Source organism: Williamsia muralis NBRC 105860, from assembly GCF_001598915.1.
GTDB classification, from domain to species: domain Bacteria; phylum Actinomycetota; class Actinomycetes; order Mycobacteriales; family Mycobacteriaceae; genus Williamsia; species Williamsia muralis.
This window is the reverse complement of record NZ_BDAP01000005.1, coordinates 451,567-465,188: the sequence shown is the minus strand read 5'-3', so window position 1 is coordinate 465,188 and position 13,622 is coordinate 451,567. Positions and strand designations below refer to the sequence as shown.

At 65.3% G+C, this 13,622-nt stretch carries 13 protein-coding genes; 6 read left to right on the top strand and 7 right to left on the bottom strand.

The window, feature by feature from the left end; translation table 11 throughout:
* Positions 1-156: 156 nt before the first annotated feature.
* From WIMU1_RS20160 to cofC, 3 genes are all read right to left on the bottom strand, one after another.
* Positions 157-1,080, bottom strand: coding sequence for an NUDIX hydrolase (locus WIMU1_RS20160; protein WP_062799788.1), 924 nt, complete (start codon positions 1,078-1,080; stop codon positions 157-159).
* The gene (locus WIMU1_RS20155) at positions 1,077-3,233 is read right to left on the bottom strand and encodes an RNA degradosome polyphosphate kinase (protein ID WP_120802702.1); all 2,157 of its coding nucleotides are present in this window, start codon (positions 3,231-3,233) and stop codon (positions 1,077-1,079) included. The genes WIMU1_RS20160 and WIMU1_RS20155 overlap by 4 nt, the downstream gene beginning before the upstream one ends.
* A gap of 91 nt (positions 3,234-3,324) precedes the next feature.
* Positions 3,325-3,999: a 2-phospho-L-lactate guanylyltransferase gene (gene cofC / locus WIMU1_RS20150; protein ID WP_062799784.1), complete on the bottom strand. Its 675-nt coding sequence runs from the start codon at positions 3,997-3,999 to the stop codon at positions 3,325-3,327.
* Positions 4,000-4,155: 156 nt separating this feature from the next.
* Here cofC and WIMU1_RS20145 point away from each other — a divergent pair, with 156 nt between their 5' ends.
* Complete coding sequence (locus WIMU1_RS20145; protein ID WP_062799903.1) at positions 4,156-5,151, top strand: NAD(P)H-dependent glycerol-3-phosphate dehydrogenase; 996 nt, start codon at positions 4,156-4,158, stop codon at positions 5,149-5,151.
* A 10-nt stretch (positions 5,152-5,161) separates the two neighbouring features.
* Here WIMU1_RS20145 and WIMU1_RS20140 read toward each other — a convergent pair whose 3' ends face one another.
* Together WIMU1_RS20140 and WIMU1_RS20135 are read right to left on the bottom strand one after the other, a co-directional pair.
* Entirely contained in the window at positions 5,162-5,698 is a 537-nt protein-coding gene (locus WIMU1_RS20140) for a DUF3515 domain-containing protein (RefSeq protein WP_023954071.1), read from the bottom strand.
* Positions 5,695-6,003 (bottom strand): Lrp/AsnC ligand binding domain-containing protein, encoded by a 309-nt coding sequence (locus WIMU1_RS20135; RefSeq protein WP_051406303.1) that lies wholly within the window; start codon positions 6,001-6,003, stop codon positions 5,695-5,697. Before WIMU1_RS20135 ends, WIMU1_RS20140 begins: the two co-directional genes overlap by 4 nt.
* A gap of 70 nt (positions 6,004-6,073) precedes the next feature.
* Here WIMU1_RS20135 and WIMU1_RS20130 point away from each other — a divergent pair, with 70 nt between their 5' ends.
* The 3 genes from WIMU1_RS20130 to WIMU1_RS20120 are packed head-to-tail and all read left to right on the top strand — an operon-like array spanning position 6,074 to position 8,318.
* A complete protein-coding gene (locus WIMU1_RS20130) occupies positions 6,074-7,039 on the top strand; it encodes a thiamine-phosphate kinase (protein ID WP_062799782.1) in 966 nt (321 codons plus the stop codon).
* Between the two features lie 44 nt (positions 7,040-7,083).
* Positions 7,084-7,605, top strand: coding sequence for a gamma carbonic anhydrase family protein (locus WIMU1_RS20125; RefSeq protein WP_062799781.1), 522 nt, complete (start codon positions 7,084-7,086; stop codon positions 7,603-7,605).
* A 32-nt stretch (positions 7,606-7,637) separates the two neighbouring features.
* Positions 7,638-8,318 (top strand): uracil-DNA glycosylase, encoded by a 681-nt coding sequence (locus WIMU1_RS20120; RefSeq protein ID WP_062799779.1) that lies wholly within the window; start codon positions 7,638-7,640, stop codon positions 8,316-8,318.
* Between the two features lie 33 nt (positions 8,319-8,351).
* On the opposite strand, the gene WIMU1_RS20115 is transcribed toward WIMU1_RS20120, so the two are convergent.
* Together WIMU1_RS20115 and rpmB are read right to left on the bottom strand one after the other, a co-directional pair.
* Positions 8,352-9,173, bottom strand: coding sequence for an enoyl-CoA hydratase/isomerase family protein (locus WIMU1_RS20115; RefSeq protein ID WP_062799778.1), 822 nt, complete (start codon positions 9,171-9,173; stop codon positions 8,352-8,354).
* 4 nt (positions 9,174-9,177) lie between these two features.
* Positions 9,178-9,369 (bottom strand): 50S ribosomal protein L28, encoded by a 192-nt coding sequence (rpmB, locus tag WIMU1_RS25875; protein WP_023954059.1) that lies wholly within the window; start codon positions 9,367-9,369, stop codon positions 9,178-9,180.
* A 237-nt stretch (positions 9,370-9,606) separates the two neighbouring features.
* On the opposite strand from rpmB, the gene WIMU1_RS20110 reads away from it, so the two are divergent.
* The gene (locus tag WIMU1_RS20110; protein WP_062799776.1) at positions 9,607-11,259 is read left to right on the top strand and encodes a DAK2 domain-containing protein; all 1,653 of its coding nucleotides are present in this window, start codon (positions 9,607-9,609) and stop codon (positions 11,257-11,259) included.
* Positions 11,260-11,272: 13 nt separating this feature from the next.
* Positions 11,273-13,576 (top strand): ATP-dependent DNA helicase RecG, encoded by a 2,304-nt coding sequence (gene recG / locus WIMU1_RS20105; protein ID WP_084248406.1) that lies wholly within the window; start codon positions 11,273-11,275, stop codon positions 13,574-13,576.
* Positions 13,577-13,622: the final 46 nt, after the last annotated feature.

Sequence of the window (13,622 nt, the reverse complement as noted above, 5' to 3'; positions counted from 1 at the left end):
AAGAAGGCTCCGGCCAAGAAGACCGCTGCAAAGCGCACAAGCAAGTAGCCAGACCAGCACCAGACCGAACAAACCCCGGCGGACCTTCCCTCCGCCGGGGTTTGTTTTGCGTTGTGTGGCCACCCCTGCGCTAGGGCAACGCGGGACGTCCTGAGATCAGGTGCCGGGGTTGCCGGGCAGTGGGCTGTCGATGTGGTTGGCAGCAACCAATTTGCCGTCCAACAAAGAAAGCACCCACACGCTCGCCTTACGATTTCGCGCGGGCGGCAGCTTCACACCGTCGTGCGCCGACCACCACTTCATCAGCGGCGGGATGACCTTGCCCTGACTACACACGACATGGATCCCGCTCTCGCAACCGATCTCTCGGATCCGCCGTCGCCCCGGTTTGGGATCTTCGTTGAACGCTTCCTCGGCCAGGCTGGGTTCACTGATGATCGACACACCCAGCTCATCAGCAAGCGGTGCCACTGTCTGCTCGCACCGGACGCGGTCAGCGGAGTGCACGTGCGTGGGCCCGAACGCGAGGAGCTGTCCGAGCAATGCCTCGGACTGGGTTCGGCCGACCTTCTCCAACGGTCGCAGACGGTCATCGCCGTGGTACCGAGATTTGCGGCCCGCCTTGGCGTGACGCACCAGCAGGACCGTATCGAGTCGTGCTGGTAGATGTTCGAAAGTTGCCAGGACCTTCTGGTCCAGTCGGAAGGAAAGTTGCTCGGCGGCCGATTCAATTGGCAGCCAACGTATTTCGTCAACCTCGTGGTTGGGTGTAAAGCTGCCGCCGACCGCTTCGGCGGACCAGTAGTGCACGTGCTTGCGACCGGGTCCACGTAGGTCGTAGCTGACCATGCGTAGGTGCCGTACCAGACGGACGTCGTAACCGGTCTCTTCTTTGATCTCCCGTACCGCGGTGCTGATCAACGTCTCGCCCGGCTCGACCTTGCCCTTGGGCAGCGTCCAGTCGTCGTACCGCGGGCGGTGGACGATCACGACTTCGACGTCACCGGCGGAGTTCTCGCGCCACACGACTCCGCCGGCCGCATAGACAACAGTGTTCTTGCCGTCTGCCCCTTTGCTCACTGGATCAGGTCGGCCCGGCTACGGTTGCGACGCATCATCTGGCGCTGATGATCACGTACCTCTTCACCCGCGGCAGGCGACGCCGTCCAGCCGCCGTCCTCGCCGAGCACCCAACTGCGGGTGGTCGGGTCCATCGCCGAATTGAAGACGTCGTCGAGTTCGCGGGTCAGTCGTGGATCGCGCACCTGCGCCATCACTTCCACGCGGCGGTCGAGATTGCGGTGCATCATGTCGGCGCTGCCGATCCAGAACTCGTCGAGAGACTGGAAATGCAGAACCCGTGAGTGCTCCAGGAACTGTCCGAGTATTGAGCGGACGGTGATGTTCTCGCTCATACCCGGAACGCCCGGCCGGAGCGCACAGATCCCACGCACCACGACCTCCACAGGAACACCGGCCTGCGACGCCCGGTACAGGGCGTCGATGACCTGCTCGTCAACCAGAGCGTTCATCTTCAACCGGATCCGAGCATCGGTGTGACCGGCCTGACGCCGTTCACATTCTCCGAGGATCCGGTCGATGATGCCCGCCCGCACTCCGTGCGGGGCGACCAACAGGTTGCGGTAGGCCACCTTCCGTGAGTAGCCCGTGAGGGTGTTGAACAGATCGGTCAGGTCGGCACCGATGTCCCGGGCCGCGGTGAACAGGCCCACGTCTTCGTAGAGCCGCGCGGTTTTCGGATTGTAGTTACCCGTTCCGATGTGGCAGTACCGGCGGATGGTGGACCCTTCACGGCGCACGACGAGACATGTCTTGCAGTGTGTCTTGAGCCCGACGAGTCCGTAGACGACGTGCACGCCGGCCTGCTCGAGTTGCCGGGCCCACTTGATGTTGGCCTGCTCGTCGAAGCGGGCCTTGATCTCCACAAGCGCGACAACCTGTTTGCCGGCCTCGGCGGCGTCGATCAATGCGTTCACGATCGGGGAGTCGCCCGAGGTGCGGTACAGCGTCTGCTTGATCGCCAGCACCTGGGGATCTGCCGCGGCCTGCTCGAGGAACCGCTGCACACTCGTGGAGAAGGAGTCGTACGGGTGATGGACCAGGACGTCGCCGTCACGCAGGGTCGAGAAGATGCTCTTGGGTGTTTCGCGCTCACCGAAAGCCGGGTGGGTGGCCGGGACGAACGGCGGGTCCTTGAGAGCCGGGCGGTCCACAGCGGCCACCTGGAACAGACTCGACAGGTCGAGCAGCCCGGGAACTTCGATGACGTCTGCCGGGTCGACGTCGAGCTCACGCAGCAACAGTTCGAGCATGTGCTCGGTCATGTCGTCGGCGACCTCGAGGCGGACCGGCGAACCGAAACGTCGCCGCGCCAGTTCTCGTTCGAGTGCCTGCAGGAGATCCTCGTCGCGGTCTTCCTCCACCTCGAAATCCGCGTTGCGAGTGATGCGGAAAGCGTGGTGCTCGACGATCTCCATCCCGGGGAACAGCTGATCGAGGTGAGCTGCGATCAGATACTCCAGCGGCAGCAGAACCGTTTTCGCCGGGGTGTCGGCGGTTTTCGCGTAGTTCTGCCGGAATTCCGGCGGCATGAACCGATCGACCTGAACGAAGCGGTCGACGTTGTCGGGCACCTTGACGCGCGCGAAATGTTCGCCACCTTCGGTGACGTCCTTGACGGTCACCGCCAGATTGAGGCTGAGGCCGGAGATGTACGGGAACGGGTGCGCCGGGTCGACCGCGAGTGGGGTCAGAACCGGGAAGACCTCTTCGTGGAAGTACTCGGCCATCCGGCGGCGCTCGTCGTCAGTCAACTGGTCCCAGGTGATGACGTGAATGTTGTTGTCCGCCAGGGCCTTGCGGACCGAGTCGAGGAAGACCCGGGCATGGCGTTCGGCCAGCACCTGTGTGCGCTGTGCGATGAGTGCGAGCTGCTCGCGCGGTGACAGCCCGTCGGCCGACCGTACCGACAGGCCGGTTTCGTGTCTGCGCTTGAGCCCGGCGACACGCACCATGAAGAACTCGTCGAGGTTCGAGGCGAAGATGGCCAAGAACTTTGCCCTTTCGAGCAAGGGCAGCGAGGTGTCTTCTGCCAGCGCCAGAACCCGGGCGTTGAAGTCGAGCCAACTCAGTTCCCGGTTCAGGTAACGATCTTCGGGAAGGTCCGCTGTGGCGGTGGGGGCGGCGGTGGCTGCCGGCGGGGCGGCCGGCATCGACGATCGCGGCCGGGGAGCGGGGGTCGTTGATTCGGCTGTGCTCACCAGACCATCATGGCCTATCTGTCGGGGCCCCGACACCGGGAGATCAGGTTTGTTCATCCAATTGCAAGCGTTCGAGAACGGCACTGGTGGAAGTTCCCAGGCCAAGGCGCCGTGCGGTCAGCAAATCCTCGACGGTGTCGACGTCGATCCTCAGGTCCGGCCAGCGACCGGAGTCCTCGGTGAGTTCGACCGCACCCCGGCGACGATGTTCTCGGGCCGAATGGGCCCCGAACCGAAGGGTGTCGGCGGCGCTGAGATCGGCTGCGTTCAGGAAGAGCGCGGTGGTACCGGTGCCCGAATGGTCGGCGATGAACGCCCGCTCCAGATCCGAGGACCGGTCGATGGCAGCCGTGAGCGACTCGGGCCTCACCGCGGGGAGATCGGCCTGCAGCACCATGATTCGACTGCCCGGCCACAACGACAGAGCGTGGTCGATGCCGATCGCGAACGCCGCGTTGAGAACATCGCCGTTGAGCACGTCGCCGCGGTCCACCACAGTGCGAGCGCCACTCGCCTGCGCGGCCTCGGCCACCGATGTGTCGGGACTGACCACCACCACCTGATCGAGTCCCGCGGCTCGCACCGCTGCGAGGGTGTCGGTCAGCATGGCCAGCACCAGTTGGCGTCGGGCGTTGCCGTCGACGCCCGGCGACAGCCGTGTCTTGGCTGCGCTCAGCTCTTTGACCGCGATGACGACTGCGATCGATCGCGTATCCATGACCTCCATCATGGTCGCCGGTGGTCGCGGGGGGAAAAGGCACCCCACCACCTCCGTGGCCTCTAGTCTTGGACCGTTCGAGAGAATCGGGTCGGTCCGGGCAGCGGATGTCGACACAGTCGGACGGCAGAGAACGATGGAGAAGGTGGTGGCGTGATGCAGGCGGTCGTGATGGGCTCGGGTTCGTGGGGCACTGCGATGGCCAAGGTGTTGGTCGACGCGGGCACCCCGACGGTCTTGTGGTCGAGGAGGCCCGAACTGGCGGACGCCATCAACCGCACCCACACCAACCCCGACTATCTGCCACAGGTACCTCTGCCCGAGGGCCTGCGCGCCAGCGCCGACCTCGCCGAGGTTCTCGCGGGTGCAGACCTGGTGGTCTGTGCCGTGCCCTCCCAGTCGCTGCGCGCGAGTATGCAGACCTGGCTGCCGCACCTCGCCGACATCGCAACCCTGATGTCGTTGTCCAAAGGCGTAGAAACCGGGACGCTGCTGCGGATGAGCGAAGTGATCGCCGAGGTGACCGGTGCCGCCTCAGATCGCGTCGCGGTGCTGTCGGGGCCCAATCTCGCCGGCGAGATCGCAGTCGGCCAACCCGCCGCGACCGTGGTCGCGTGTGAGGACGAGTCCCGGGCGCGCGACATCCAGAAGGCGTGCAGTACGAGATATTTTCGGCCGTACACCAACACGGATGTGGTCGGCTGCGAGATCGGGGGCGCGGTCAAGAACGTCATCGCGCTCGCATGTGGGATGGCGTCCGGTGTCGGCCTCGGGGAGAACACCCTGGCATCCATCATCACTCGCGGTCTGGCCGAGACAATCCGCTTGGGGGTCGCGCTGGGGGCGAGACCGGAAACACTCGCCGGGCTGGCCGGGGTCGGTGATCTCGTCGCCACATGCTCCTCGCCGCTGTCGCGCAATCGCACATTCGGCAGCAGATTGGGGGAGGGTAAGACTCTGGCAGAGGCTCAAGAAGCCACCAACGGTCAGGTCGCCGAGGGTGTGAAGTCGTGCACGTCGGTACGGGCACTGGCCGAGAAACACGGTGTGGACATGCCTTTGACCGAGGCGGTTCACCAGGTCTGCCACGAAGGCCTCACGGTCACCGAGGCCATCTATTCACTGCTCGGCCGGCGGACCAAGCCCGAGTGACGTGACGTCCTCAGCCGCCCAGATCGATGGGTGCGCTCGTGAGATTCTGGTCGATCAGTTGCGAAACCTGTTGAATGGGGCCATTTCCGACGTTCTCGGGTAGCCAGATGGCCACATAGGGCCGATGGTCGACGGCGTACCAGAGGAAGCCCTTGGCCTCGGTTGTCGCCGACACCGAGAACCACTGCACCGGATCGACGACCTGCAAACCAGAGGTCGGCGAGAGCGATTCGGGCCGATCGACTCCGCAACGCACCTGGACGGGTCCGGCCACCTGGTCGCCCGGCGCCCAGGTCACCAGGCCGTCCGCAGCGGTCTCTCGCTTACCGAATCCCTCAAAACTCTCGGGAAGGGCGGCAATGAGTTTCGCGCACTCCGGAGAGTCCCGTTCGGGCGCTGCCATCGTCTTCAGCGGGGTGTCGTCGGAGGTTGCACCGTCTGTGCCGACCACTGCATAGGTGATGAACCCCACGATCACCATGACCGGGATCGCTACGATGCTGGCGATCACGGCCGGACTGAGCCGGCGCGTCGACGAGTCGCTCACCCCTGCCTCGGCGTACCGGTCACCACCGGGCAGGTCAACGTCCGGGTGATTCCTTCGACCTGCTGGATCTTCGGTACCACCGCTTCGGTGAGGTGCGTCCCATCGGTCGCATCCACGCGCACGATGACGTCGTAAGGGCCGCTGACCTCCTCCGACGAGGCGACGCCGTCGATCTCCGAGATGGTGGCCGCTGCCACGGCGGCCTTTCCGACCTCGGTCTGGATCAGTATGTATGCCTGAACCACGGCGTTCCTTTCGCTGGCGACTGCGATCAACCGGTGGCTGACCCAAATACACTGGCACATATTCTCACCGACAACGGTGCTCAGAGGCCAATCAACAGACTCGAGATGAACAGAGGGGCGGTGAGGGAACCTGTCCAGCGATCCCGTCCGCACGGTCGGCGACGTCGGTGAGCACGAGCTGATCGCGTTGTTCACCGCACAGAACGACTCCGCTCCTGCAGATGGGGTGATCGTGGGCCCGGGTGATGACGCCGCGGTTCTCGTCGGCAGCGGACCGGTGGTGGTGAGCACCGATGCACTCGTCGACGGACAGCACTTTCGACTCGACTGGAGCACGCCACGTCAGGTGGGCGCCAAAGCGGTGGTGGCCAATGCCGCCGACGTGATGTCGATGGGCGCCAGGGTCACCGGTTTTGTGGTGTCGCTGACGTGCCCGGATCGAACCCCCACCACAACACTGGTCGGTGTCCGTGACGGAATGCGTGAGGCCGCAGCGCGGTACGGGGCGCAGGTCGTCGGTGGCGATCTCACCGCGGGCGATCAACTGGTGATCGCGGTGACGGCGATCGGCGCGATGGACGACCGCGCACCGGTTCGACTCTCCACACCGGTAGCCGGCGACGTTCTCGCCGTATCGGGCCCGCTCGGTGGATCCGCCGCGGGCCTTGCTCTCCTGCTGGCGGGCGTCGATGACTTTGCCGATCTTGTTGCCGCCCACTGCGTTCCGAGGCCGCACCTGCAGCTGGCCCTGGCCGCGGCGGAGTCGGGCGTGCACGCGATGACCGACATCTCGGACGGCTTGTCGAGTGAACTGCGAACGATGGCAAGGATGTCGGGTCTGTCGCTTCGGGTGGACCCCGCTGCCATTCCGGTGCCCCCCGACCTCGCCGCGGCAGCAGTCGAGCTGGGTGTCGACCCGGTCCGCTGGGCCGTGGCCGGTGGGGAAGACCATGAGCTCTTGGCTGCCTTCGCGCCCGGTGAGCTGCCGACGGGGTGGACCGCGATCGGGTCGGTGCATGCGGCTGAAAGCGGCCCGTCGGTGGTGGTCTCGGGCTTGGATGTGTCCGACCTCGATAGCGGCTGGCGGACATTCTGACCGCTGCGGTCGACCGCCGGGGCGCCCGCGATACTGTGACTGCCATGGCGATCTACGCACTCGATGACCGAGAACCGCAACTGGGCGAAGGGGTCTACATCCATCACGACGCGGTGGTGATCGGAGCCGTCACGCTCGAGGCGGGGGTCTCGGTATGGCCCGGTGCCGTGCTTCGGGGCGACTACGGAACCATCACCGTCGGCGAGCGGACAAACATCCAGGACGGCACCGTCATCCACTGCACACTCGTGGACGCGACGGTGATCGGGGCGCGGTGCACCATCGGGCACAACGCGCACATCGAGGGAGCCGTGATCGGCGACAACTGCCTGATCGCCTCAGGGTCGGTGGTACTCAACGGGTCTCGGATCGGAGCCGGTTCCATTGTCGGTGCCGGGGCGGTGGTGCCGTTCAAGTTCGAGGTGCCCGACCGTTCGATGGCGCTCGGTGTTCCGGCGAAGATACGTCAGGGCTACCAGGTTCCGGAAGGTCACATCGACCTGAACGTCGATCTGTATGCCAACAATGCCGCCTACTATCGAACCGCCCTGAGGCGGCTCGACTAGGTGATCGGCACTTTCCCACGGTGAGGAGCGATATGTCCGACGGGCGACCACTGTCCGAACTCGTGGACGCGGGCTGGGCAAAAGCCCTCGAACCGGTGGCCGACGATGTCGCGCGGATGGGCGAGTTCCTGCGTGCCGAGTTGGCCGCAGGGCGAACGTATCTGCCGTCGGGGCCCAACGTCTTGCGCGCGTTCACCCGTCCCTTCGACGAGGTGAGAGTTCTCGTGGTGGGCCAAGATCCCTACCCGACGCCCGGACATGCTGTCGGACTGAGCTTTTCGGTGGCACCGGAGGTGAGACCGGTTCCTCGCAGCCTGGGGAACATCTTCACCGAGTACGGTTCCGATCTCGGATTTCCGCGACCGTCGAACGGGGACCTGACGCCCTGGGCGGATCAAGGGGTACTGCTGCTCAATCGGGTTCTCACGGTCTTGCCCGGAACCCCGGCGAGTCATCGCGGCAAGGGGTGGGAGGCAGTCACCGAGTGCGCCATCAAGGCCTTGGCGGCCCGAGATCGGCCGTTGGTCGCGATTCTGTGGGGGAAAGATGCCGCATCACTTGCGCCCTGGTTGCCCGGGGTCGCGACGATCACGTCTCCCCATCCGTCGCCGCTGTCGGCAAGTCGCGGATTCTTCGGGTCGAAGCCGTTCTCGCGTGCCAATGCAGCGCTCGCCGAACAGGGCGCCGATGAGGTGGACTGGCGCCTGCCGTGAACAGCGGCGTCACAGCAAGTCCGGTACCGGCGACTACTTGCCGTTGATGGAAGAGAAGTCCGGCTTGCGTTTGCCGACGAACGCGTCGACGCCTTCGACTCCGTCGGGCTGGCCGGACAGTGCCGATATCGATGCGGCCTCGGCATCGAGCTGATCGCTCAGCGTGGATGTCGGGGAGTTCGTGAGAAGTTCCCGGGTGGCGGACAACGCTCGCCACGGACCGGCCGCGATCGCGGATGCAGCGGCTTCTGCGGTCGCCAGAACCTCGTCGTCCTCGACGATGCGTGAGAGCAAACCCAGTTCGAGTGCACCGGCCGCGTCCACGATCCGGTTGGTCAAGATGATGTCGCGGGCGCGGGCGGCTCCGACAACCCGGGGGAGCGACCACGTGAGGCCGCCGTCCGGACTGAGACCGATCCCGATGTAGGCCGGACGCATCTTGGTGGATGTGCCACCGATGGCGACATCGCTGTGCGTCACCAAACTCATCCCCGCGCCGGCGGCCCAACCGTGCACCGCTGCGACGATCGGGAGATCCGCTCCGACGAGAGCTCGGATGAAGTGGTGGAAGTCACCGGCGAGACCACCGAGGAATTCAGGTCGGTCGTCGGCAGCCGCGAAGTCGCGAACGTTGCCGCCCGCGCAGAAGTTGGCTCCGGTACCGATCAGAAGAATGGCACCGGCTTTGATCTCGCCACGCGCCACCTGGAGCAAGACCTCGGTGCCGCGGTTGAAATAACCGCGGTCCAGGGAGTTGCCCGCTTTGTCAGACGCGACGGCGATCCGCAGAACGCCATCGTCGCTGAGCTGGACGGAATCGGACTCGACGGCCGACTCCGGCCGTGTGTCGGTCACGGGGTCAGCCCCGGACGACCTTGCCGGCCTTCAGGCATGAGGTGCAAACATTCAGGCGCTTGCGGTTTCCGGGAGCGATCTGGGCCCGAACAGTCTGGATGTTCGGGTTCCAGCGCCGGTTGGTACGCCGGTGTGAGTGAGAGACCGACTTACCGAAGCCGGGGCCCTTGGCGCATACGTCGCAGACGGCAGCCATCGTCGAACTCCTTAGTGAGAAACTGGTGGTCATGGCCCCTCGGTGTTCGGCGTGACGCCGGCGTCCGATAGGCAACCCTGCAAGGATAGCGGCTCGGTGGGCCGCGATCCAAATAGCCTCACGTCCCCGTCCCGCTGATACGGCCGGGTCCGGTTGGTCGTCCCCTCAGATTAGTCTGTGGAACAGACCACATGAGGGGAGGTGCGGACATTGGCGGAGCAGGTTGGTGTACCCGCCATGGATCCCGGGTTGTTGCGCGACTGGATCGAGGGTGCGGTGGCAGGGCTCGGCGCCGTCCGCGCCGAGATCAACGACCTCAACGTCTTCCCCATCCCGGATTCGGACACCGGCAGCAACATGCTGCACACGATGATGGCGGCAGCCGACGCAGTGGGTGAGGTACAGGCCGACGCCGATACGGCGACGGTCGCCAGGGCGATGGCCGATGGTGCCGTGGGCAAGGCGCGGGGTAACTCGGGCATCATTCTCTCGCAGGTCCTCGTCGGATTGGCCGACGCTGCCGAGGTCAACTCCATCGGTGGCCGTGTCTCCTTCAACCAATTGTGGGTCGCGGGTCTGCGTCTCGGATCGCTGGCCGCCACGCGAGCGGTGAGCCAGCCGCGTGAAGGCACCGTCCTCACGTTGCTGCGGCGTGCGGCGCACAATGCCGCCGAACACATCGAGGCGACGCCTGCCGACCTCGCCAGGGCGATCGCCGACGGCTGCGCGGAGGATCTCGACCTCACCACCGGCCAACTCGACGTGCTGGCTCAGGCCGGGGTGGTCGACGCCGGTGGACGCGGTCTGCTCGTGATCTTCGACGAACTGGTCAAGGTACTCACCGGTGTATCTGCACGCCGCCGTCGTTATCAGGGCGCGCTTGCCGGTGGCGGTGACCGCATCGGACACCAGATCGGCGAGACGTGCGAGAGCGACGATGAGATGGACTTCGAGGTGATGTACCTCCTCGAAGGCGCTGCCGCAGAGCAGATCTCGACGTTGCGGCGCGACCTGGACGGTCTCGGTGATGCGGTGGTGATCGTCGGCGACAGCGCCGATGACGAAGCAGGTGAACGATTCTCGATTCACGTGCACACCTGTGAACCGGGTGCGGCGATCGAGGCGGGACTTGCCCTGGGAAGGGTCTCCGACATCCGGATCAGCTGCTTTTTGCTCGATGCCCATCGAGGCCAGGACGACGACTCCGGACACCTTCCCAAACGTAAACGCGCCGTCGTCGCCGTCGTCACCGGCGACGAGGCCGCCGAGTTGTTCGAACAGGAGGGGGCCGTGGTGGTCCGCGCTGACACCGACGGTGCCGGTGAACTGGATGCGGATGCGTTGGCCAAGGCGATCATCGAGGTCGACAGTGCACATGTGGTGTTGATGGGCAACGGGGCATTGCCAGCTCAGGAACTCGTCGCCGTTGCTGCCGCTGCCCGCTCGCGGGAGCGCTCGGTGGTCATCCTCCCGGGTGGATCGATGGTGCAGAGTCTGTCGGCGATGGCAGTCCACGACCCGACCGAACTGGCCGACGACGACGCCTACGCGATGGCTGAAGCAGCCGCTGCAACGCGTTTCGGCGCGGTGGTGGTGGCCACCGAGACGGCCCTGACCTTTGCCGGAACCTGTCGGCCGGGTGACCATCTCGGACTCATCGGCGACGGAGTCCTGGTGATCGACAGGGAGATCCTCGGCGCTGCGACAGGTCTGATCGATCTGCTGCTCAGTACAGGTGGCGAGATGGTCAGCGTGCTCGCGGGCCGCAACCTCGATCCAGGGGTTCTGGAGCAGCTCGAGCACCACGTGAACACCAACCACCCCGGGGTCGAGTTCGTCAGCTACCCCGGCGGCCAGGTCGGCGAGCTCTTGCAGGTCGGAGTCGAATAGGCATGGCACGCTAGTGGTTTCGCTGTCCGACTCGCTCGAGACGGTGCTCGGCGCCAAAGCAGCCGACATGCTCGAGGAACAGATCAAGGTGCAGACCGTCGGTGAGCTCCTACGCTACGTTCCCGACCGCTACGTCAAACAAGGTGATCTCTCGGGCGAACGCAAACCCGAACCCGGTGAGCGCCTCACCGTGGTGGCCCGGGTCGAGGAGAACAAGACGATCCCGATCCGCAATTCTCGCCGAAAGATGGTCAAACTCGTTGTCTTCGACGGGAACGTCCGGATCGCTGTCACCTTCTTCAACTCGCCGTGGATCGCCGCGAAGCTCCCCAAGGGGACGCGGGTGATGATGGCCGGCGAGGTCAAGTACTTCCGCAACGAACTACAGCTCACACACCCGAACTGGCTGCTGCTGCCAGAGGACGGCACCTCGATCGAGGCCGACGATGCGGTGGGGTCGGCGGTGATGGCGGGGATCGCCAAAGCGCTTGCGGTGGACGCAGGAGACGGCGGCGGAGAAAAAGATGGGTCGATCGATTTCTCCGAGTTCCTGCGCGATGTGATCCCCGTGTACCGGGGCACGGCCAAGTTGCAGGCGTGGACCATCTGGCAGTGCGTGCGCGCCGTTCTCGGCCAACTCGATCCGATCGAAGACCCGTTGCCCGACACCGAGCGGCTCGCCCGCGGGTTGATCGGTGCCGACGAGGCGCTTCGCAAGATTCACGTGCCCGAGGGGCAGAACGACATCGACCAGGCGCGTGCCCGGCTCAAGTTCGACGAGGCGCTCGCGTTGCAACTGGCATTGGCGCAGCGACGCCACGTCGACCGCGGTGCGGCCGGCCCTGTCTGTCGGCACGTACCCGGTGGCCTCGAGGACAAGATGATCGCGCGGCTGCCCTTCACTCTGACCGAAGGTCAGGCGGCCGTGATCGACGAGATCAGCGCCGACCTCGCAGCCCCGATCACCGCGGCCGATCAGTCCAGCGTCGCGCCGATGAGCAGGCTGCTGCAGGGAGAGGTCGGGTCGGGCAAAACCCTGGTGGCGCTGCTGGTGATGCTGAGGGTGATCGACAACGGCTACCAGTGCGCGCTACTGGCTCCGACGGAAGTCCTTGCCGCTCAGCATCTCCGGACGCTCGAGGCGATGCTCGGAGGACTCGCGCGCGAAGGTGAGCTCGACGGTGAGGAGGGAGCCACCCGGATCGCGCTGATCACCGGATCCATGAAGACGGCGGCCAAACGCACCGCGCTTCTGGAAACCGTCACCGGCCAGGTGGGCATCTTGATCGGCACCCACGCGCTCCTCCAGGAACACGTCGACTTCTTCAACCTCGGTTTTGTCGTGGTCGACGAGCAGCACAGATTCGGTGTGGAACAGCGCGATACGTTGCGGTCCCGTGGACGCGACGGAATCGTCCCGCATCTGCTGGTGATGACCGCGACGCCCATCCCGCGGACTGTGGCCATGACCGTGTTCGGAGACCTCGAGACCTCCACGCTCCGAGAGTTGCCGCGTGGTCGTCAACCCATCACCACGAGTGTGGTCCCGCGTGGGAATCCGAAGTGGGTCCAGCGTGTCTGGGAGCGGGTGAACGAGGAGGTCGAGGCCGGTCGACAGGTGTACGTGGTGTGCGCCCGGATCGGCGACGACGGGACTGCGGCCGGGCAGAAGTCGGAGCGCAAAGGCGCCGAAGCCGCAGCCGAACCGGCCACGTCCGCGGTCGACATGTTCACGACGCTGAGCGAAGGGCCGTTGGGTGGTCATCGCCTCGGCCTCCTGCACGGTCGACTGCCCGCGGACGAGAAGGCCCTGCTGATGGCCGACTTCACCGCAGGGGACATCGACATCTTGGTGTCGACAACGGTGATCGAGGTGGGAGTGGACGTGCCCAATGCGACCACCATGGTGATCGTGGACGCCGAGCGTTTCGGGGTCAGCCAACTGCACCAATTGCGGGGCCGCGTCGGCCGTGGTGGTCTGCCCGGATTGTGTCTGCTGGTGACCGGTGCGGCGGAGATGTCGCCGGCGATGGAACGGTTACGGGCTGTCGCGGAGTCCAATGACGGATTCGCGTTGTCGATCGTCGACCTTGCGCAGCGGAGGGAAGGTGATCTGCTTGGCTCCCTCCAATCGGGGCAGACCTCGTCGCTCAAGTTCCTCTCTCTCCTCACCGACGGCGACCTCATCGAGGACACCCGCGCGCTGGCCGACGAAGTGGTGGGCCGCGACCTCACGCTCGTCGACCACAAGCCGATGGCGGGTCTCGTCGACTCGATCCTCGGGCCCGTCCGATTGGCCTATCTGGACAAGTCGTGACGGCGGTACCGTTGCCCTTAAGTGGTGGGTGGCGCTGTTCGCTTTC

Bases quoted from the DNA above. Each gene is read 5' to 3' on its own strand.
- rpmB (WP_023954059.1), bottom strand. From the start codon at position 9,369: ATGGCTGCCGTCTGCGACGTATGCGCCAAGGGCCCCGGCTTCGGTAAG.
- cofC (WP_062799784.1), bottom strand. From the start codon at position 3,999: ATGGATACGCGATCGATCGCAGTCGTCATCGCGGTCAAAGAGCTGAGC.
- WIMU1_RS20135 (WP_051406303.1), bottom strand. From the start codon at position 6,003: ATGTGCCAGTGTATTTGGGTCAGCCACCGGTTGATCGCAGTCGCCAGC.
- WIMU1_RS20110 (WP_062799776.1), top strand. From the start codon at position 9,607: ATGGATCCCGGGTTGTTGCGCGACTGGATCGAGGGTGCGGTGGCAGGG.
- WIMU1_RS20125 (WP_062799781.1), top strand. From the start codon at position 7,084: ATGGCGATCTACGCACTCGATGACCGAGAACCGCAACTGGGCGAAGGG.
- WIMU1_RS20145 (WP_062799903.1), top strand. From the start codon at position 4,156: ATGCAGGCGGTCGTGATGGGCTCGGGTTCGTGGGGCACTGCGATGGCC.
- WIMU1_RS20120 (WP_062799779.1), top strand. From the start codon at position 7,638: ATGTCCGACGGGCGACCACTGTCCGAACTCGTGGACGCGGGCTGGGCA.
- WIMU1_RS20155 (WP_120802702.1), bottom strand. From the start codon at position 3,233: ATGCCGGCCGCCCCGCCGGCAGCCACCGCCGCCCCCACCGCCACAGCG.